This is a genomic window from Erwinia pyrifoliae DSM 12163 (assembly GCF_000026985.1).
In the GTDB taxonomy this organism is placed as follows: Bacteria; Pseudomonadota; Gammaproteobacteria; order Enterobacterales; family Enterobacteriaceae; genus Erwinia; species Erwinia pyrifoliae.
Window position 1 is genome coordinate 3,983,628 of sequence record NC_017390.1, and the last position, 20,096, is coordinate 4,003,723.

16 protein-coding genes and 4 pseudogenes are annotated in these 20,096 nt (G+C 53.8%); 12 read left to right on the plus strand and 8 right to left on the minus strand.

What is annotated here, in order from left to right:
- The first annotated feature begins 268 nt into the window (after positions 1–268).
- The 3 genes and pseudogenes from EPYR_RS18205 to EPYR_RS19800 form a co-directional block, all read left to right on the plus strand.
- On the plus strand, positions 269–1,519 hold the full coding sequence (locus EPYR_RS18205; protein ID WP_014539953.1) for a valine--pyruvate transaminase: 1,251 nt from the start codon (positions 269–271) through the stop codon (positions 1,517–1,519).
- A 251-nt stretch (positions 1,520–1,770) separates the two neighbouring features.
- Positions 1,771–2,454: a hypothetical protein gene (locus tag EPYR_RS18210; protein WP_015899197.1), complete on the plus strand. Its 684-nt coding sequence runs from the start codon at positions 1,771–1,773 to the stop codon at positions 2,452–2,454.
- A 33-nt stretch (positions 2,455–2,487) separates the two neighbouring features.
- Positions 2,488–2,679 (plus strand): annotated as a pseudogene (locus EPYR_RS19800) (DUF2645 family protein); the annotation flags it as partial.
- Between the two features lie 130 nt (positions 2,680–2,809).
- On the opposite strand, the gene ibpA reads toward EPYR_RS19800, so the two are convergent.
- Entirely contained in the window at positions 2,810–3,229 is a 420-nt protein-coding gene (ibpA, locus tag EPYR_RS18215) for a small heat shock chaperone IbpA (RefSeq protein WP_015899198.1), read from the minus strand.
- 309 nt (positions 3,230–3,538) lie between these two features.
- Between ibpA and EPYR_RS18220 the strand changes: the two genes are divergently transcribed.
- Positions 3,539–3,901 (plus strand): YceK/YidQ family lipoprotein, encoded by a 363-nt coding sequence (locus EPYR_RS18220; RefSeq protein ID WP_014539955.1) that lies wholly within the window; start codon positions 3,539–3,541, stop codon positions 3,899–3,901.
- On the opposite strand, the gene EPYR_RS18225 is transcribed toward EPYR_RS18220, so the two are convergent.
- Complete coding sequence (locus EPYR_RS18225; RefSeq protein WP_015899199.1) at positions 3,882–5,150, minus strand: DUF3748 domain-containing protein; 1,269 nt, start codon at positions 5,148–5,150, stop codon at positions 3,882–3,884. The two genes, EPYR_RS18220 and EPYR_RS18225, sit on opposite strands and share 20 nt — an antisense overlap.
- Positions 5,151–5,226: 76 nt before the next feature.
- Positions 5,227–6,036: a sugar-phosphatase gene (yidA, locus tag EPYR_RS18230; protein WP_014539957.1), complete on the minus strand. Its 810-nt coding sequence runs from the start codon at positions 6,034–6,036 to the stop codon at positions 5,227–5,229.
- Between the two features lie 362 nt (positions 6,037–6,398).
- Between yidA and EPYR_RS21450 the strand changes: the two genes are divergently transcribed.
- Both EPYR_RS21450 and EPYR_RS21370 read left to right on the plus strand, forming a co-directional pair.
- Positions 6,399–6,461, plus strand: coding sequence for a hypothetical protein (locus EPYR_RS21450; protein ID WP_071819851.1), 63 nt, complete (start codon positions 6,399–6,401; stop codon positions 6,459–6,461).
- A pseudogene (locus EPYR_RS21370) lies at positions 6,436–6,690 on the plus strand (IS1 family transposase); the annotation flags it as partial. The gene EPYR_RS21450 and the pseudogene EPYR_RS21370, both read left to right, overlap by 26 nt.
- A gap of 452 nt (positions 6,691–7,142) precedes the next feature.
- On the opposite strand, the gene gyrB reads toward EPYR_RS21370, so the two are convergent.
- The 4 genes from gyrB to dnaA form a co-directional block, all read right to left on the minus strand.
- Positions 7,143–9,551 carry a DNA topoisomerase (ATP-hydrolyzing) subunit B gene (gene gyrB / locus EPYR_RS18240; protein ID WP_014542823.1) on the minus strand — a complete coding sequence of 803 codons (2,409 nt, stop codon included), beginning with the start codon at positions 9,549–9,551 and terminating at the stop codon, positions 7,143–7,145.
- 17 nt (positions 9,552–9,568) lie between these two features.
- The gene (recF, locus tag EPYR_RS18245; RefSeq protein ID WP_015899201.1) at positions 9,569–10,654 is read right to left on the minus strand and encodes a DNA replication/repair protein RecF; all 1,086 of its coding nucleotides are present in this window, start codon (positions 10,652–10,654) and stop codon (positions 9,569–9,571) included.
- A 187-nt stretch (positions 10,655–10,841) separates the two neighbouring features.
- Positions 10,842–11,942, minus strand: coding sequence for a DNA polymerase III subunit beta (gene dnaN / locus EPYR_RS18250; protein ID WP_014539962.1), 1,101 nt, complete (start codon positions 11,940–11,942; stop codon positions 10,842–10,844).
- A gap of 2 nt (positions 11,943–11,944) precedes the next feature.
- A complete protein-coding gene (gene dnaA / locus EPYR_RS18255) occupies positions 11,945–13,336 on the minus strand; it encodes a chromosomal replication initiator protein DnaA (protein WP_015899202.1) in 1,392 nt (463 codons plus the stop codon).
- Between the two features lie 630 nt (positions 13,337–13,966).
- On the opposite strand from dnaA, the gene rpmH reads away from it, so the two are divergent.
- From rpmH to EPYR_RS18280, 6 genes and pseudogenes are all read left to right on the plus strand, one after another.
- Positions 13,967–14,107 carry a 50S ribosomal protein L34 gene (gene rpmH, locus EPYR_RS18260; protein ID WP_003023858.1) on the plus strand — a complete coding sequence of 47 codons (141 nt, stop codon included), beginning with the start codon at positions 13,967–13,969 and terminating at the stop codon, positions 14,105–14,107.
- Between the two features lie 17 nt (positions 14,108–14,124).
- Positions 14,125–14,484, plus strand: a complete 360-nt coding sequence (gene rnpA, locus EPYR_RS19815) for a ribonuclease P protein component (RefSeq protein WP_014539964.1) — start codon at positions 14,125–14,127, stop codon at positions 14,482–14,484.
- A pseudogene (gene yidD, locus EPYR_RS19820) lies at positions 14,448–14,706 on the plus strand (membrane protein insertion efficiency factor YidD). Before rnpA ends, yidD begins: the two are co-directional and overlap by 37 nt.
- Before the next feature lie 2 nt (positions 14,707–14,708).
- On the plus strand, positions 14,709–16,355 hold the full coding sequence (yidC, locus tag EPYR_RS18270; RefSeq protein ID WP_014539965.1) for a membrane protein insertase YidC: 1,647 nt from the start codon (positions 14,709–14,711) through the stop codon (positions 16,353–16,355).
- Positions 16,356–16,458: 103 nt separating this feature from the next.
- Positions 16,459–17,823, plus strand: a complete 1,365-nt coding sequence (gene mnmE / locus EPYR_RS18275) for a tRNA uridine-5-carboxymethylaminomethyl(34) synthesis GTPase MnmE (RefSeq protein ID WP_015899204.1) — start codon at positions 16,459–16,461, stop codon at positions 17,821–17,823.
- A gap of 155 nt (positions 17,824–17,978) precedes the next feature.
- Positions 17,979–18,723, plus strand: a pseudogene (locus EPYR_RS18280) (4'-phosphopantetheinyl transferase family protein).
- Positions 18,724–18,759: 36 nt separating this feature from the next.
- Here EPYR_RS18280 and EPYR_RS18285 read toward each other — a convergent pair.
- Positions 18,760–20,073, minus strand: a complete 1,314-nt coding sequence (locus EPYR_RS18285; protein ID WP_014539968.1) for an NCS2 family permease — start codon at positions 20,071–20,073, stop codon at positions 18,760–18,762.
- Between the last annotated feature and the right edge of the window lie 23 nt (positions 20,074–20,096).

Genomic DNA, 20,096 nt, shown 5'->3' on the forward strand with positions numbered 1-20,096 from the left:
CGGCAGCAGGATAAAAATGTGACAGCCATCACCGCCTGATTGATTGCTGTTATTCACTTAATAAAATGCGTACTGCATCACTCATTGATAAGCCGAATGATTTACTTGCATGAATAATGTGTAATGGTTAATGGTTTTTTTCGGGGGCATAAAATCGATTCAGCCAGTAACGCCTCCCGTGAGCCGAGCCGCCGCACCGGATATTGCATCACACCGATACTGACGTTAAGGTGATGCCCTGGTGTAGATAACAAGTGATTAACAGGGTATGAGCTTTTCAGCATTTGGTGAAAAATTTTCGCGGCATTCAGGTATTACACGCCTGATGGAAGATATGGGTGAAGGGCTACGCACCCCCGGGGCAGTGATGCTGGGCGGCGGCAATCCTGCGCAAATCCCGGAGATGAACGACTATTTCCAGCAGTTGCTGCAGCAGATGCACGAAGAGGGAAAGCTGACGGAAGCGCTGTGCAACTACGATGGCCCACGCGGTAAAAGCGCCTTGCTGGATTCGCTTTCCCGGCTGCTACGCGAGCAGTTCGGCTGGCAGATTGCGCCGGAAAACATCGCACTCACCAACGGCAGTCAGAGTGCCTTCTTCTATCTGTTTAACCTGTACGCCGGCCGCCGCCATGATGGCAGCAAGAAACGCGTGCTGTTTCCGCTGGCCCCGGAATACCTCGGCTACGCCGACGCAGGGCTGGATGAAGACCTGTTTGTCTCAACGCGCCCTAATATCGAAATGCTGCCGGAAGGGCAGTTTAAATACCACGTCGACTTTGAACATCTGCATATTAGTGAGGATACCGGGCTGATCTGCGTTTCGCGCCCGACCAACCCAACCGGCAACGTGATCACCGATGAAGAACTTCTGAAGCTGGACGCGCTGGCCCAGCAGCACAATATTCCGTTGCTGATTGATAACGCCTACGGCGTGCCGTTTCCCGGCATTATCTTCAGCGACGTACGCCCGCTGTGGAACCCGAACATTATCCTGTGTATGAGCCTGTCAAAACTTGGGCTGCCCGGATCGCGCTGCGGCATAATTATTGCCGATGAAAAAGTCATCTCCGCAGTCGGTAATATGAACGGCATTATCAGCCTGGCACCCGGCAGTATTGGCCCGGCTATTGCTAATGAAATGATCCAGCGCGGTGACCTGCTGCGGCTGTCAGAGCAGGTGATTAAACCGTTCTATCAGCGGCGCGTTAACCAGACGATTGCCGTTATTCGCCGCTATTTAACGCCAGATCGCTGCCTGATCCATAAACCTGAAGGAGCGATATTCCTCTGGCTGTGGTTCAGAGACCTGCCGATAACCACCGAAGTGCTGTACCAGCGCCTGAAACAGCGCGGCGTATTAATGGTGCCAGGGCAGTTCTTTTTCCCGGGGCTGGAGCAGGATTGGCCACACACGCACCAGTGTATGCGCATGAACTATGTGCCGGACAGTGAAAAAATTGAGCGCGGCATTGCCATTCTGGCAGAAGAGATTGAGCGGGCGCACCGCGAAGGGTAATACCGGGGTCATCTGTGGAATTGTCCACGGGTACAGGGGTGCGACGCAAAAGCGGTTCCCCGGCTCTCCGCATCTGGGGAACAACAACAGAGATAACAGCTGAAAATTCTGTATAAAGCTTGACCGTTGTCAGTCCTTAAATCAATTGATCATGATTTTTCTATGGGTTAGATTAGTAATATGGAACAGCAACGTTAATATCTAAAATAAAAAGGTTGATGATATAACTTATAACGAATATTGCAAGGCAGATGAAATGGGCTTCTCAAAATTCACTTTATTCGGGGAAAGTGATATACAAAATATTACCTGACAACCTTAGGTTTGCCACAGGCGATTATTATTTGTGGGCCTATAAGACAGCGTACTTAATCTATCACAGAGGTTTAATCAATAATATTGCGAGAGAGGAAAGAGTTCCGGTTATACTTTTAGCTGGCGTGGCGGTTTCTGAAGTTGGTGGTGCTCCAGACAGGTTAAAAGCCATGGGGGTATTGCAATTCCGTCAGCTTATAGTAGACAGTCTGAATGGGGATAATTCGGCATCAAATGCGACTTCAGTAGGGCTGATTGCAATGCAAATAAGAGTTGCGGCCGAAACGACAGGACTGGATCCTAAAAAATTAACCATGCGGCAACAGGACAGGTTAGCCACATGCCTGCTTTCTGATTCCTTCAATATTAGAGCCGTAGCTCAGCACCTCAGAAAACTCATTTTATTCGATAACTCTGCCTTACAAGACACGGTTTACTTAACTGATGAACAAATTATACTGGCGGGGTCTCGCTATAATCGCGGTACTGAAAGGAAGAAAGCTGACTTCATGCGTTCAATATCAGCTCCGTTAGGAGACCCCATAAGAGAATATAGTTCATATGGTCGCCGTATTATTGAGAAAAAAGAAACAATAGCCAGAATAATGAGAGGATGCTAAATGGGAAAGGTGGCGATATATTTTTATTATATCATGTTATTCCCCGTTATTTATCTTCTCTCTTCCTTTAAAGAAGAGAGTCTGATTGATGGGGTTGAAATTAAAAACGCATGCATGGCCCACAGGGCATTTGTTGTTGATGATATAAGAGATTTTACAGTTACGTTGGCGATAATATTGTTAGCGCCCTGTTTTTATTTTTTGCAGAAAACGAAATTTAAATCAACCTACGCTATTTTTTTGACCTTAGCAGTGATTTTTTACTCGGCGTGGCGGTTTTTTTGTCAGGATCTATCTATGTTAGAGGTGAGTCCGACTCATTCTGGGTCGCCGGATGGCGACCCGCATGGAGGGTTTATTTCACAATGTCGATACGGCGTGGCTGGTTGGCTTCAGGCACCACACGCTCCAGATCGATATACAACAAACCATTCTCCAGCCGCGCATTACGCACATGAACATGTTCAGCCAGCTGGAATTTGCGCTCGAAGTTGCGCTCGGCGATACCCTGATACAGCCATGTCCGCTCCTGCTGTTCGTCAGGATGCGAACCCCGCACGCTCAGAAGATTGTCGTGGGAGGTGATCTCCAGTTCGCTTTCAGCGAAGCCTGCCACGGCAATCGTAATACGGTAGTGATTCTCGGCCACCAGCTCAACGTTATAGGGAGGATAACCCCCGTTGTTTCCCTGATTCTGACTGGTTTCCAGCAGGTTGATCAGGCGGTCAAAACCAATAGATGAACGATAAAGCGGGGCAAGATCGAAGTTACGCATTTTCAGCTCCTGATATTCAGCAAGTTGTTGATAATCATCAACCCTCCATAATGGACGGGTCGCCGCTACAGAAAGCACTGCCCTGTCGGCACGGTTTTTTCTAAGCGTAGTTTTAAAATGGTGATGCCTGCCACGCTTTCAAGGGCGTAAGTGCTGTTTTTTTTTAACCTGAGAGCAGCGAATGTCTTACACTCAAGGATAGGCTAACCAGTATTGCGTACCAGCCGCCACAGAGTTGAGAAGAATGAGTTCTGCAGGACGCGGACAACCATTTTCGGCCAGGCTTGTGATGACCCAAGGGATGATAAGATGAAAGCATTTAAGCGTTGCCATATTGTCGGCGTTGTTGCCTGCTTGTCTCTGGCCAGTACCAGCGGCTGCTCAAGTATGATGACGCACTCCGGCCCAAATATGGGTTACTACCCCGGCACACGAGCCAGTGCAGCGGTTCTGACCGACGAAAGCAGCAGCTGGATAATACGACCGATGGCGGCGATCGATCTGCCTTTCTCCGCCATACTCGATACGCTGCTGTTGCCGGTGGACTACATTACCTCTGGCGATCACGACTCGCCCGGCGAGCGCGTGCGCCGCAGCGAGCAGGCTAACTGCACTAATGCGGTGATGTCGCAAACGGTTGCCCCCGCTGCCGCTAATCGACCAGCACGGTAAATATCTGACGGTAACCCACGCAGTCGCGCAAAAATGCCACCCGTCTTCCATCTGGAGAAAACACCACTGCATCCGCTACCGGTGGCAGCTCGCTACGCTCGCCGATCCCGCGCAGCGCGCCGCTGGCGACATCGCAGAGGGTAATGCGATTATCACAAACAAATGCCAGCCGGCGGCCATCAGGATGCCAGCTAAACGCCGACTGAATATCGCTGTCGCAACGCGTTACCTGACGGGGCGAGCCTCCCTGCGGTGAAACCGTCCATAGCTGCACTATCCCCGCGTCATCCTTCATCAGAAAGGCAATGGCGCTGCCGTCCGGCGAACTGCGCAACCAGTGGCGCGGCGAGGTCGCCAGACCCGGGTAAGCTCTTTGAGCCGTATAAGTCAGGCGCTTCTGTTTTACTCCGGCGGGCGGCGCGGGCAACGTTGTCGCTGTCCCTTGCAAAGGCGCTTCACCGGCCACCGCATAATCAGCGTTTCTCTCCGGTAGATCGACGATAAACACCTCCGCGACTTTCTCGCCGCTGGCGGAAAGCGTGTCGCCGATAAACGCCAGCGCCCAGCGTTGGCGGCTGCCATCGGTGCGCAGATAGCCCTGGTTGCCTACCCAGCCCTCTTCGTAAGCGCGATTAATCTCGTCGCTGCCAGGCTGCGGCGCAGCCGTGGTGCGGCTGACCAGCACGCAATAATGGCTGCCATCGTATTCTCGCGGATGCCTTTTCGGCGGGCAGACCGCATGCAGCGGTAGCGCGATCCCCACGTTACGCAGATCCTGTCTCACATCCCACTCATGCATCACATGATCGTTATAGGTGAAGCTCAGGCGCGATCCGTCCGGGCTGAAGACATGCACATGAGAACCACCGCGCAGCGCACCGGCGCTAAATGGCGGAGTAATATCACAGGCGTCAAGATTCTCTGCCCGGCCCTGTTGCACGATCACGCCACGGCGATGGTGAAAGTCATAGCGCCAGTGGCTGTCCGGGTACTCCGGACCGTGAATAAACACGTAGCGCGGGGGCATATCGGGACTGACGGTGACCACACCAACATGGGCACCGTCGCGCGCCTGATACAGCACCTCGGTGTTGCCACTGTCGATATCAACCCGCTCAATGGTCAGCCCGGTAAAAGAGGCACCGTCAGGGCGCACGTCGTAAACCAGCCACTGACCGTCGGCGGTCCAGACGTTAATATTGGTAAGCTGATGATTGCGCGGCGCAAAAGTAAGCTGCTTTTCTTTCATCGGAAACACCCTTAGCACAGTTTTGCTAAGGGTAGTCCATTCATGACAATGATGGTATCGGCTAACGATCGGCCGGTTAGAGTACGAACTTCTCAATCGCCCAGGCAACACCGTCTTCTGCGTTGGTTTTGGTGACAAACTGCGCTACGGCCTTCACCTTTTCAATGCCATTGCCCATTGCCACGCCGGTACCGGCATATTCCAGCATCGCCAGGTCGTTTTCCTGATCGCCAATCGCCATCACTTCGTCGCGTGAAAGTTTCAGTCGCTCTGCCAGCAGCCGTACCCCGGCACCTTTATTCACGCGCTTGTCGAGAATTTCGAGGTAGTAAGGCGAGCTTTTCATAATGGTATAGCGCTGGAACGCTTCCTGCGGGATGCGGGCAATGGCGGCGTCGAGCAGTTCGGGAGGATCTATCATCATCACCTTCGGGAAGGTCAGTGTGCGGTCCATCTCACTGACGCTGCGGTGACGCAGGGGAATACCGGTCATCCACGACTCATGGACAGTGTATTCGCTGATATCCTTATTCGGGGTAAACAGCTCGGTTTTGCTTAACGCCTGAAAATGCACGCCCAGCGATCGGGACAGCCGTTCAAAATAGAGATAATCATCGAAGGTGAGCGCCACTTCCGCCACACACTCGCCATCCGCTGCCTGCTGCACCAATGCGCCATTATTGGTAATGCAGTACTGGCCTTCCTGCTGCAGGCCCAGCTCTTGTAGATAGCGCTGTACGCCAATAAACGGCCGTCCGGTGGCAAGAACAACCGAAACCCCCTGGTCACGCGCCGTCTGAATGATCTGCTTCACCCGTGGCGTCACCTCATGCTGCGGATTAAGCAGCGTGCCGTCCATATCAATCGCAATCAGTTTAATCGCCATACCACCCTCGTTAGCTAACCGTGTTTCTTCATGCTAGCGCGATTCAGCTTATGATGACCAGCCGGACGATGCGAAAGTTCATTATATGGGGGTGACAATCAATAGACCTCAACCTCTTATATGGAATACCATTCAGCCATCGACATAAGCCATTTGGTAATGCTTCCAATGAGTTGAAGTACCATGAATAATACGGGTTTTTAAGGTGCTTCTGTGGCAACCATCACTGTTCAATGTCCCCATTGTCAATCAGATCCGGTTTAACGTCATGAACACAACCCTAAAGGTCGTGACCGGTTTCGATGCCGTAAATACCATAGAGTATTTCTGCTCACTTATACTTATGAAGCCAGAAACCCGGTATCAAAGAACACATTACCGAAATGGCTTTCAACGGCGCTGGCGTTGTTGGCTTCTTTCAGTAAAGGCATGATAACCAGCGATAACTGGGGCAGTTATGCCGGAGACGTGCCGAAAGATAAGCATCTGAGCGGAAAAATCTTCACTCAACGCAGTGAACGAAACAACCTGACGCTGCGTACTCGCATCAAACGGCTTACCCGTAAAACCATCTGCTCACGCACCATCGAACTCCACGAAAAAGTCATCGGGGCTTTTATTGAAAAATACATGATTTGCTCATTGGAATTATGAGCAAACGAAGGATGGCAAGCTGATTGTATCCAGGTAGAGATCCGTCGGGTAACAGTGAATTATCCTGTGCTTTACGGGAGTTTTGATTGTACTGAGCCGCTGACGATGTTCAGGCGACGAAGCTCAATGCCCGGGTTGTCCGGGAGAAAATGACTATCATGCTTTACCACTGCAAGGCGATAAGGACTGCTCTGCTATGAATGAATACCTTCGCAGATTTTTTTTATGTGGTGGCCGGCAGGAAATCAAAAAAAAGACGCCAAAGCAAAGACCTGAAGGGGCTACCGTTGCGTAAAACACCGGATCTGCCGCAGAAAAAAGAGCAACCTGAGGGGAAGCAGGCACGGTAATGAAGGGAGATATTGCGTAGGTGAGGTGGGCCTTATCAGGCATTCGGGGAGTTAATCGTGCAATCCGGCAACGCTGAGGTTGCCAGATTGCACGGAGCAGGATCAAATATCGATATTGGCGGCGCGCAGGGCGTTTTCTTCAATAAAGGCGCGACGAGGTTCTACCGCATCCCCCATCAGCGTGGTAAACAGCTGATCGGCAGCAACGGCGTCTTTAATGGTTACGCGCAGCATGCGACGGCTGTCCGGGTCCATCGTGGTTTCCCACAGCTGCTCCGGGTTCATTTCTCCCAGACCTTTGTAGCGCTGAACCGACAGACCACGGCGCGACTCTTTGCCTAACCAGTCAATCGCCTGTTCAAAGCTGGCAATCGGCTGACGACGTTCACCACGTTCGATATACGCGTCCTCTTCAATCAGACCGCGCAGCTGCTCGCCAAGCGCACAGATTTTGCGGTATTCGCCGCCGAGGACAAATTCGTTATCCAGCGGATAATCGGTATCCACACCGTGCGTGCGCACGCGCAGTACCGGCTCGAAGAGATGCAATTCGCGGTTTTCACGCACCACGCCGCTATAGCTGCTGCCATGCTGATCGTTATCGTTAAGATACTTCACCAGACCGTCCAGCCAGTTCTGTACCGGCGCTTCTGCCGTCACATCACTCAGGGTGGCATGGTAAATCAGCGCATTCAGCAGCGCCACCGGATAGCGGCGCTCCATACGTTTGATCATCTTGCGCGTGCTGTTGAACTCAGACACCAGGTCCTCCAGCGGCTTGCCGCCCAGCGCCGGAGCACTGGCATTGGCGTGCAGCGTGGCACCGTCAAGCGCGATGGCAATTTGGTACTGATCCATCGCCTCATCGTCTTTAATGTACTGTTCCTGCTTACCTTTTTTCACCTTGTACAGCGGCGGCTGCGCGATATATACGTGGCCGCGCTCGATGATTTCCGGCATCTGGCGATAGAAGAAGGTCAGCAACAGCGTACGGATATGTGAGCCATCGACGTCAGCATCGGTCATAATGATAATGCTGTGATAGCGCAGTTTGTCCGGATTGTACTCGTCGCGACCAATGCCGCAGCCCAGTGCGGTGATCAGTGTCGCCACTTCCTGAGAAGCCAGCATTTTGTCGAAGCGCGCCTTCTCCACGTTGAGGATTTTACCTTTCAACGGCAGGATGGCCTGATTCTTACGGTTACGCCCCTGTTTGGCAGAACCGCCCGCAGAGTCACCCTCCACCAGGTAGATTTCAGACAGCGCCGGGTCGCGCTCCTGGCAGTCGGCCAGCTTGCCCGGCAGCCCTGCCAGGTCCAGCGCGCCTTTACGGCGGGTCATTTCGCGTGCGCGGCGTGCCGCCTCACGCGCACGAGCGGCATCAATGATTTTTCCAACCACGATCTTCGCATCGCCCGGATGTTCCAGCAGGTACTCAGACAGCAGCTCGTTCATCTGCTGCTCAACCGCCGATTTCACCTCAGAAGAGACCAGCTTGTCTTTCGTCTGCGAGGAGAATTTCGGGTCCGGCACTTTGACCGATACCACCGCAATCAGTCCTTCACGCGCATCGTCACCGGTGGCGCTCACTTTGGCTTTCTTGCTGTAGCCTTCTTTATCCATATAGGCGTTCAGGGTACGGGTCATGGCGGCGCGGAAGCCCGCCAGGTGCGTACCGCCGTCGCGCTGCGGAATATTGTTGGTAAAACAGTAGATATTTTCCTGGAAACCGTCGTTCCACTGCAGAGCCACTTCCACGCCGATGCCATCTTTTTCGGTGGAGAAATAGAACACGTTGGGGTGGATCGGGGTTTTGTTTTTGTTCAGGTACTCAACGAACGCCTTGATACCGCCTTCATAGTGGTAATGGTCGTTTTTGCCGTCACGCTTATCTTCCAGCTTGATGGAGACGCCGGAGTTCAGGAACGACAGCTCACGCAGGCGTTTTGCCAGGATCTCGTATTCGAATTCGACAACATTGGTAAACGTCTGATGGCTTGGCCAGAAACGCACCCGCGTGCCGGTCAGATCGGTTTCACCGGTGACATTCAGCGCGGCCTGTGGCACGCCGTGAACGTAGACCTGCTGGTGGACTTTACCTTCACGACGAATGGTCAGTTCCAGTTTTTCCGACAGGGCGTTAACCACGGAAACGCCCACGCCGTGCAGGCCGCCGGAAACTTTATAGGAGTTATCGTCAAACTTACCGCCGGCATGCAGCACGGTCATGATCACTTCAGCGGCAGAGATACCCTCTTCTTCGTGAATACCGGTAGGGATACCACGGCCGTCATCCTGTACCGAAACAGAGTTATCGGCATGAATGGTCACAAGAATATCGGAGCAGTGACCGGCGAGGGCTTCGTCAATGGCGTTATCCACGACCTCAAATACCATGTGATGCAGACCGGTGCCGTCATCCGTATCGCCGATATACATACCCGGGCGCTTGCGTACCGCATCCAGCCCCTTGAGAACTTTGATACTGGAGGAGTCATAAGAATTCGACATCAACTTTTCTCGCTCGTTTAATCTTCAGGTTGAACCGCTATTTTACCCTGTTCTACGTGGAACATCTTGCCCTTTTCATCAGCCATATCGAAGACGTGCTCTGCGGCAATGGCGCTGACAAAAACCTGGGCCTGAGTGGCTTTTAAGCGCGCTGCCAGCAGGTGGCGGCGCGTTTCATCCAGCTCAGAGGCAAAATCATCTATCAGATACAGGCAACGTCGCCCGTTCTGTCGGGTAAGAAACTCACCCTGCGCCAGCCTCAGGGCGCACATCAGCAGCTTTAACTGGCCGCGAGACAATAAATCTTCCACCGGCGTGCCCTGTGCACGAATACGGAAATCCGCTTTGTGCGGGCCGCTGGCGGTGTAGGTGAGCGCGCGATCGCGCTCAAAATTGCGTTCCAGCAGCCCGGCGTAATCACTCTCTTTATCCCAGCCGCGCTGAAAAGAGAAGCTCAGCTGAAACTCGGGCAGAAACTGTGCACAGGTGGCATTAATATCGGCCGCGATAGCCCTGCTGTAGGCAGCGCGCCACTGGCTTATCTGCTCCGCCAACGGGGCCAGCTCCTGATCCCAGGCGCGGATCTGCTGGTAGCGCGAGACCTGTCGCAGCGCGGCATTGCGCTGCTTCAGCAGTCGACGCAAATTGCTCCAGGCGTGAAAAAAACCCGGCTCGTTATGAAAACAGCCCCAGTCGATATAGGCGCGGCGATATTTTGGCCCGCCGTTCAGCAGGGTGAACCCTTCCGGCGTAATCAGCTGCATGGGCAACATCTGCGCCAGTTCGGCAACTTTATGGCCGTCGCTGCCGTCGATGCGCACCTTACTGTCACCGGCGCGGTTTTTCGTCAGCCCGACGGAGGTTTCACGTTCAGCGCCGGCAATACGCCCGTGTAACACAAAAGCATCCTGCTCATGACGGATCACGCGACCGGCCTGCAAACTGCGGAATGCCCGACCGTGGCCGAGGGTATAGATCGCTTCCAGCACGCTGGTTTTGCCGCTGCCGTTAGGCCCGACAAGGAAATTAAACCCCGGAGCCAGCGCCAGGTCCGCGTTTTCAATATTACGGAAGTCTTTGATAAGCAGGCGGGTTAATGCCATAACAGAGGAAATCCCAAAACAGGCGATGGTGTAACATCGCCTTGTTTTTTCTTGACGATAAACCAGGGCGTCAACGGCGCAGGCAGTTTGGGTGCGGCCAGCGCGCAAAAACCGCAGCGTACACGAAGTACGTGAGGATTTTGAGCACTGCCCAATCCCAAAATGGCAAGCAAGTTAGCCCGATAGATTACAATCTCATCGGCATAACGACATAGGCGGCGGATTGACTGGCCGCATCCTCGATCTGCACGCTGGAAACGGAATCGGTCAGTAACAGGCGCACGTTTTCGCACTTCAACGCGTTCAACACGTCTAAAACGTAGCTGACGTTAAAACCGATTTCGAGGTCGGTGCCGCCGTAGGTGACATCCAGCATCTCTTCCGCCTCTTCCTGCTCCGGGTTATTGGCGGTAATTTTTAGCTGATTTTCGCTGATATGCAGGCGAACGCCACGGAATTTCTCGTTCGAGAGGATCGCCGCACGGGCGAAAGCCTGCTTCAGCAGGTCACAGCCGGCATCCAGGGTTTTATCCGGGTTTTTCGGCAATACGCGGCGATAATCAGGGAAACGGCCATCTACCAGCTTGGAAGTGAAGATAAAGTCACCGACGTGGGCACGGATGTTATTGCTGCCGATCTGGATCTGCAACAGGCTGTCGCCTCCGTCCAGCAGGCGCACCAGCTCGATAACGCCTTTACGCGGCACGATCACCGAATGGCTTGGCAACGACTGGCCGACCGGCATGGAACACACCGCCAGGCGATGGCCGTCGGTGGCGACGGTGCGTAACTCTTCGCCTTCGGTCTCAAACAGCATGCCGTTCAGGTAGTAACGCACGTCCTGATGAGCCATAGAGAACTGGGTGGCTTCAATCAGGCGCTTCATGGTGGCCTGTGGCAAGGTAAACTCAACCTCGCTCTGCCAGTCGTCAAGGTTTGGGAAATCGCTGGCTGGCAGGGTGGACAGAGAGAAACGGCTGCGGCCGGAGCGCACCAGCATTCTTTCGCCTTCCAGAATCACCGCAATTTCGGCACCTTCCGGCAGACCACGGCAGATATCAAAGAATTTGCGCGCCGGAACGGTAGTTGCCCCCGGCTGATGGTCGTGCGTCAGCGCAACGCGCGCCACCATTTCCATTTCTAAATCGGTACCGGTCAGCAGCAGCGTGCCTTCCGTTACCTGTAACAGCAGGTTGCCAAGAATAGGTAACGTTGGACGGCCGCCTAACGGGCTGCTCACCTGCTGTAAGGGCTTGAGTAAACGCTCACGTTCTACAGTAAATTTCATAGTCAGGAAGATAATGTTCTGATTAGATTTGAGAAATCTTCTTTAATGTCGTGACTCTCTTCACGCAGCTGCTCGATTTTGCGGCAGGCGTGTAGCACCGTAGTATGATCACGACCCCCGAAAGCATCACCGATTTCCGGCAGACTGTGGTTGGTCAGTTCTTTGGCCATCGCCATCGCCATCTGGCGCGGGCGGGCTACCGAACGCGAGCGGCGCTTCGACAGCAGATCGGCCACTTTAATTTTATAGTATTCAGCCACCGTCTTCTGAATATTATCGATGGTTACCAGCTTCTCCTGCAGCGCCAGCAGGTCGCGCAGCGCTTCACGGACAAAATCGATGGTAATGGCACGGCCGGTGAAGTTGGCATTGGCGATCACCCGGTTCAGCGCCCCTTCCAGTTCGCGCACGTTCGAACGCAGACGTTTAGCAATAAAGAAGGCCACTTCACCCGGCAGGCGAATATCATTTTCATCGGCTTTCTTCATCAGGATCGCCACGCGGGTTTCCAGCTCCGGCGGCTCGATCGCTACCGTCAACCCCCAGCCAAAGCGCGATTTCAGACGATCTTCAACACCGTTGATCTCTTTCGGATAACGATCGGAGGTTAAAATGATCTGCTGATTACCCTCCAGCAGGGCATTGAAGGTGTGGAAAAACTCTTCCTGCGAACGCTCTTTATTAGCAAAGAACTGTATATCATCGATCAGCAGCGCATCGACCGAGCGATAGTAGCGTTTGAACTCTTCAATCGCGTTATTCTGCAACGCCTTGACCATGTCCTGCACAAAACGCTCGGAGTGCATATACACCACTTTCGCGTTGGGTTTGCGTGCCATGATGCCGTTCCCCACCGCATGTAACAGGTGAGTTTTACCAAGACCGGTGCCGCCATAGAGAAACAGGGGGTTATACGCTCCGCCGGGATTATCGGCCACCTGACGTGCCGCCGCACGCGCCAGCTGGTTGGATTTACCCTCAACGAAGTTGTCGAAATTATGCCGGGTATTGACGTTCGAACGGTAGGATAGCTCCGCCAGCGCGGGTACGTTGTCCCAGCTAGGTCGCATGGGTGCCGGGCGGCTCATCACACCGGGTGCGCTGGCATGCGCACTGGCCATCACCGGCTGGCTGACGGTTTGAGCCACAGGCTTGCTGCCGACTTCAAAACGCAGTAAAGGGACATTAGCGCCACAAAAATTATTGAGCAGTGAATTGATATTATTCAGGTATTTATCCCGAACCCAGTCGAGCACAAAACGGTTTGGTGCATACAAGGCCAGCGTATTATCGTTCAGTTCGGCCTGCAAGGGGCGTATCCACATGCTGAATTCGGTGGCAGGTAGTTCATCCTGCAGGCGGGCAAGACACTGTTGCCAAAGCGTAAGTGACACGGCGGACTCCACTCGAAAAAGTTCGATAAGTAACAAAGGTACTGAAGCGATAATTTCATCATTGTTGACGCATGCCGAAGAGACGCATGCGAACCGCTATCCACGGTTGCTCCGCCCGCGCCCGGCATCTGTGATGCTTTCAGGAAACGATCGACCCGGAGGATCGCTAGCGGAAGGGCGGATCATAGCGTAAAGCGCCGCAGAGATCTTCACTTTCTACACGGTTTTGATCCAATTTATCCACAGGTGCGGATCGTGAGGATAAGTTTACGCCACCTTCAGCAAAAGGCACTCGCCATCGTCTGCCGATAAGTGAAAATAATCTGGCCATCACCTTCGTTGCCGTCAATCTGGCGTCAGCGGATCGCGGTAAGATCCTGTGCGATCCTTGCGCTTTTTAGCGGACGCCGTATAATTCCTGCCCCGGCATGTGCGCCATCGCCCTTTGGGATAATTATTTGGGTCACTACGGGCAATCAGGACGCGCTTTACACGCGAAGTAAATTGACTCGGGGCTGTACAATTATTACAATCCCGCCTCTTTATTAAAGACACACTGAGGCGTCGGTCGTTTTTTCGGGCCAGATACGCGTCACAAGTGAAATTTTCCAAGTTTAGGTAGAAATCGCCATGAAACGCACTTTTCAACCGTCCGTACTGAAGCGCAACCGTTCACACGGTTTCCGTGCTCGTATGGCAAATAAAAATGGTCGTCAGGTTCTGGCACGTCGTCGTGCTAAAGGCCGTTCTCGTCTGACCGTTTCTAAGTAATAAAAGCTAACCGCTGAGTGGTTAAGCTCGCATTTCCCAGGGAGTTACGTTTGTTAACTCCCACTCACTTCACTTTCGTCTTCCAGCAGCCACAACGGGCTGGCACGCCGCAAATCACCATTCTCGGCCGCCTGAACGCGCTGGGGCATCCCCGCATCGGTCTTACCGTCGCTAAAAAGCATGTTAAACGCGCGCATGAGCGCAATCGGATCAAGCGATTGACCCGGGAAAGCTTTCGCCTGCGTCAACATGAACTTCCGGCGATGGATTTTGTGATCGTAGCGAAAAAGGGCATTGGTGAGCTGGATAACCATGCACTGACGGAAGCTTTGGAGAAATTATGGCGTCGCCATTGTCGCTTGGCTCGCTGCTCTTAATCGCGCTGATACGCGTTTACCAACGCGTCATCAGTCCGCTGTTAGGACCCCACTGCCGTTTTCATCCCAGCTGTTCGCAATACGGTATCGAGGCATTGCGGCGGTTCGGGATGATAAAAGGGAGTTGGTTGGCGATGAAACGTCTATTAAAATGCCACCCTTTCAACCCGGGTGGCGACGACCCGGTGCCGCCACACAACCATTGATACCAGAGAACATTAACGATGGATTCGCAACGCAATCTTTTTCTCATCGCTTTTCTGTTCGTGTCTTTTATGATCTGGCAAGCCTGGCAGACGGACAACGCTCCGCAGCCATTGCAAACCCAGACCACACAGAACACGGCCAGCGCAGCAGGTGATGCCGCCAATCAGGGTGTACCTGCCAGCGGCCAGGGCAAAACGATCACCGTTAAGACTGATGTCCTGTCTTTAAACATCAATACGCGCGGTGGTGACATTGATCAGGCTCAGCTGCTGACCTACCCGGACAAACTGGGTTCAGACCAGCCTTTCCTGCTGCTGGAGTCCACCCCTGGCTTCCTGTATCAGGCACAGAGCGGCCTGACCGGTCGTAACGGCCCGGATAACCCGGCCAACGGCGCACGCCCCCTTTATACCAGTAGCCAAGATCATTTCGAACTTGCTGATGGCCAAAGCGAGCTGCGTATCCCGCTGACCTTCACCGCTGAAAATGGCGCGACCTATACCAAAACCTTCGTCCTGAAGCGCGGTGAATATGCTATCGGCGTTGATTATCAGATCAATAACACCACCCAGCAGCCGCTGGAAGTGTCGATGTTCGGTCAGCTGAAGCAGACGATTGACCTGCCTAAGCATCGCGATACCGGCAGCAGCAACTTTGCTCTGCATACTTTCCGTGGCGCGGCTTACTCCAGCAGTGAGACCAACTACGAAAAGTACAAATTCGACACAATCAGCGATAACGAAAACCTCAGCACCACGACCAGCAATGGTTGGGTCGCGATGCTGCAGCAGTATTTCGCTACCGCATGGGTTCCGCAGACTGCGGGCAGCAACACCCTTTACACCAGTAATCTGGGTAACGGTATTGCCGCCATCGGGTATAAATCTGCGCCGGTGACCATTGCCGCAGGTTCCCAGCAGCAGCTGGCGGCTACGCTGTGGGTCGGTCCGGAAATTCAGGACAGAATGGCGGCGGTTGCACCACACCTCGATCTGACCGTGGATTACGGCTGGCTGTGGTTTATTTCACAGCCGCTGTTTAAACTGCTGAAATTCCTGCACGGCTTTATCGGTAACTGGGGCTTCTCGATTATCGTTATCACCTTTATCGTGCGCGGCATCATGTACCCGCTGACCAAAGCGCAGTACACCTCAATGGCAAAAATGCGCATGCTGCAGCCTAAGATTCAGGCAATGCGTGAGCGTTTGGGGGATGATAAGCAGCGCATGAGCCAGGAAATGATGGCGCTGTATAAGGCAGAGAAAGTGAACCCGCTGGGCGGCTGTCTGCCACTGGTTATCCAGATGCCGATCTTCCTTGCGCTTTATTACATGCTGATGGGCTCGGTGGAACTGCGTCATGCGCCGTTCGCTCTGTGGATCCATGACCTTGCCGCACAGGACCCGTACTACATCCTGCCGATCCTGATGGGCGTGACGATGTTCTTCATTCAGAAGATGTCTCCGACCACCGTGACCGACCCGATGCAGCAGAAGATCATGACCTTTATGCCGGTGATTTTCACCGTCTTCTTCCTGTGGTTCCCGTCAGGTCTGGTGCTGTACTACATCGTCAGTAACCTGGTCACGATCTTGCAGCAGCAGCTGATTTATCGCGGGCTGGAAAAACGTGGCCTGCATAGCCGCGACAAGAAAAAAGCGTAATTCGGCAACGGATCACCGCAGTCCGTGCTAAAACCCGGCACGATGTCTATCATAAGGCGGTCAATTGACCGCCTTATTTTTTTGCATAAAAAGAGAATTCAACATGAACCATAGCGATACCATCGTCGCTCAGGCGACGCCGCCGGGGCGTGGCGGCGTCGGCATCCTGCGTGTTTCCGGCCACAAAGCCGCCGGGGTGGCGCAGCTACTGCTGGGTAAACTGCCAAAACCGCGCTACGCCGACTATCTGCCATTTCGCGATGCGGACGGTAGCACCCTCGATCAGGGGATTGCGCTGTGGTTTCCCGGCCCGAACTCCTTTACCGGTGAAGACGTACTGGAACTGCAGGGCCACGGTGGCCCGGTGATCCTCGACCTGCTGCTGAAGCGCATCCTGTCATTGCCCGGACTGCGCATCGCTAATCCTGGCGAGTTCTCGGAGCGCGCTTTCCTGAATGACAAGCTGGATCTGGCCCAGGCAGAGGCGATTGCCGACCTGATTGATGCCAGCTCAGAGCAGGCGGCGCGTTCTGCGGTCAACTCATTGCAGGGGGTCTTTTCTACCCGCGTTAACCGTCTTGTGGAAGCACTTACTCACCTGCGGATATACGTGGAAGCGGCCATCGACTTCCCGGATGAAGAAATCGACTTCCTGTCGGATGGCAAAATAGAGGCCCAGCTGCATCAGGTCATTGACTCCCTCGACGCGGTGCGTAGCGAAGCACGCCAGGGGAGCCTGCTGCGTGAAGGGATGAAAGTGGTGATTGCCGGGCGACCCAATGCGGGGAAATCCAGCCTGCTGAACGCGCTCGCCGGACGCGAAGCCGCTATTGTCACCGATATTGCAGGCACAACGCGTGACGTGCTGCGTGAACATATCCATATCGATGGTATGCCGCTGCATATTATTGATACCGCCGGGCTGCGCGAAGCCAGTGATGAAGTCGAACGTATTGGTATCGAGCGTGCCTGGCATGAAATTGAACAGGCGGATCATGTGCTGTTTATGGTGGATGGAACCACCACCGATGCCACCGATCCGGCAGAGATTTGGCCGGACTTTATCGCCCGACTACCGGAGACGTTGCCCGTTACCGTGGTACGCAATAAAGCCGATATCACTGGCGAAATAAAGGGCGTTGAAAAAGTAAGTGCCCACTCACTTATCCGCCTTTCGGCACGTACCGGCGAAGGCATTGAAAATCTGCGCGACCATTTGAAGTTGAGCATGGGCTTTTCCGGCAATATGGAAGGCGGTTTTCTCGCCCGCCGTCGTCACCTGCAGGCGCTGGAGTTAGCAGCTACTTACCTGCAGCAGGGAAAGCATCAGCTATTAGCCGCCCGGGCCGGAGAACTGCTGGCGGAAGAGCTACGTATGGCACAGCAGGCGCTGAGCGAAATCACCGGCGAGTTCAGCTCCGATGACCTGCTGGGGCGTATTTTCTCCAGTTTTTGTATTGGAAAATAATGCTGCGGGTGGGACAGTCAGTTACCACCTGCAGGCCAAAGCGTGAAATGTCCAAAATCTGAAAATACGGCAATAAATAGAATCCAGGTGAAATGATTTAAGAAAATTCCTATAATTACAGGAGTGATTATCCGACCATTATCACGGAGCGACAAATGGCAAGTCATTTTGCACGCTGGGCGCTGGCGCAATGCAGGCCCAAGGTTCACCGAGTACAGCAGCAGCTTATTGAATACTCTTCCATTTTTTGACGAGAAACGGCGAAGCCGCTTTCTGGCAGGCCGAGCTTTGCTCGCCGAGCTGATGTTCAGGGTCTATGGCATCCCGAAACTTCCTGGGATAACGGTCAGCGGTAACGGCCGCCCGCATTTCTCCGACCCTGACTTACCCGATTTCAGTTTCGCCTATGCCGGTAACGTCGTGGGGGTGTTGTTAGGCGATGAAGGAGAACGCGCCGGACTGGATATGGAGATGGTGCGGGCGCACAGCCGTCAAACGTTGGAAAACCAGTTTGAGCACCTCTCGTCGGGCGAAAAAGCGTGGCTCAACGCGCAGAGTGATGCCATTGAAGCTTCGACCCAACTCTGGACCCTGCGCCAAAGCATTCTCAAATTGATCGGTGAAGGCATCAATAGTATGGACTCACTTCAGCTACATCCGGCTTCCGGCCGGCTTCGCTCCGTCAACAAGCTGGACATTCAGGCGCTTTGTGACGCTGAACCCTCGCTGGTCTGGTCTTGTGCGCTTTCGCCTGGCAACGACAGGTTAAACTTGTGGGAATACAAAGGGGACGGCGGCTGGGAATCACTGCGAGAGATTAACTTGTATGCGCAAAATATGGCACCGAGTACGCTGCGCCTGACCAGTCTGCCGGCGGAAAAACAGCTGCCTCATTCCTGAGTATGCGGGTGGCATAAAAGCCTCCCGCTCTGCGGATTAATGCGTGTCAATAAACACGATCTTCAATACGAAAAGTAGCGCCACCACCACCACACAGGGGCTGATTTCACGCCAGCGTGCGGTTCCCATCTTCATCACACAGTAGGAGATGAAGCCCAACGCGATCCCTTCAGTAATAGAGAAGCTAAATGGCATCATCACCGCCGTGACAAAGGCCGGCACCGCTTCGGTCAGATCGTCCCATTGCACGCACGCCAGGCTCGACGTCATCAAAACCCCAACGTAGATTAACGCGCCAGCCGCCGCGTAAGCTGGCACCATAGCGGCCAGCGGTGACAGGAACATCACCAGCAGGAACAGCAGACCGGTTACCACCGCCATCAGGCCGGTGCGTCCGCCAATGGAGACACCGGAAGAGCTTTCGATATAGGCCGTTACCGAAGACGTTCCGATAAATGAACCCGCCACAGAGCTGATACTGTCAACATACAGCGCCTGTTTCATGCGCGGGAAGGTGCCCTTTTCATTGCTCAGACCGGCTTTATCGGTCACGCCAATCAGCGTGCCTGAAGAGTCGAACAGGTTAACCAGCATAAAGGAGAAGATGATACCGGCCATTCCGACGTTCAGCGAATCCTTCAGGTTAACCTGACCTAGCACCGACGTTACGGCAGGAGGCGGGGAGAAAATGCCGGTGAACTTAACATCGCCTATCGCCAGTCCAATAGCCGTCGTGACCACAATGGATACCAGAACCGCAGCATGAATATTGCGTGATGCCAGAATGGCGATGATAAAGAAGCCTAGCGCTCCCAGCAGCACGCTGTGCGACGTCAGGTTACCGATGGTGACCAGCGTGGCTTCACTTGGCACAATGATGCCGGCGTTCTTTAATCCCATCAGCGCAATAAACAGACCTATGCCGGCAGTGATCCCCACACGCAGACTCAGCGGTATATTCGCTATCATCCAGTAGCGCACACGGAACAGAGTTAGCAGCAGCAGGCCAACAGCCCCCCAGAAGATGGCCCCCATGCCGACCTGCCAGGAGATGCCCATCGCCCCCACCACCACAAAAGCAAAGAAGGCGTTCAGCCCCATTGCCGGAGCCAGCGCGACCGGTAAGTTTGCCACCAGCCCCATCAGAATGCTGCCGAAAGCAGCTATCAGACAGGTTGTAACAAACACCGCCCTGGTATCCATGCCGGCCACGCCAAGGATCTGCGGGTTAACGAATACGATGTACACCATCGTCAGAAAAGTGGTAAATCCGGCAATCACCTCGGTACGCACGGTGGTGCCATGTTCCTGTAGTTTAAAAATCCGTTGTAACAGCCCGGGATTAGTCATGATGTGATTCCAAAGCGGAGAAA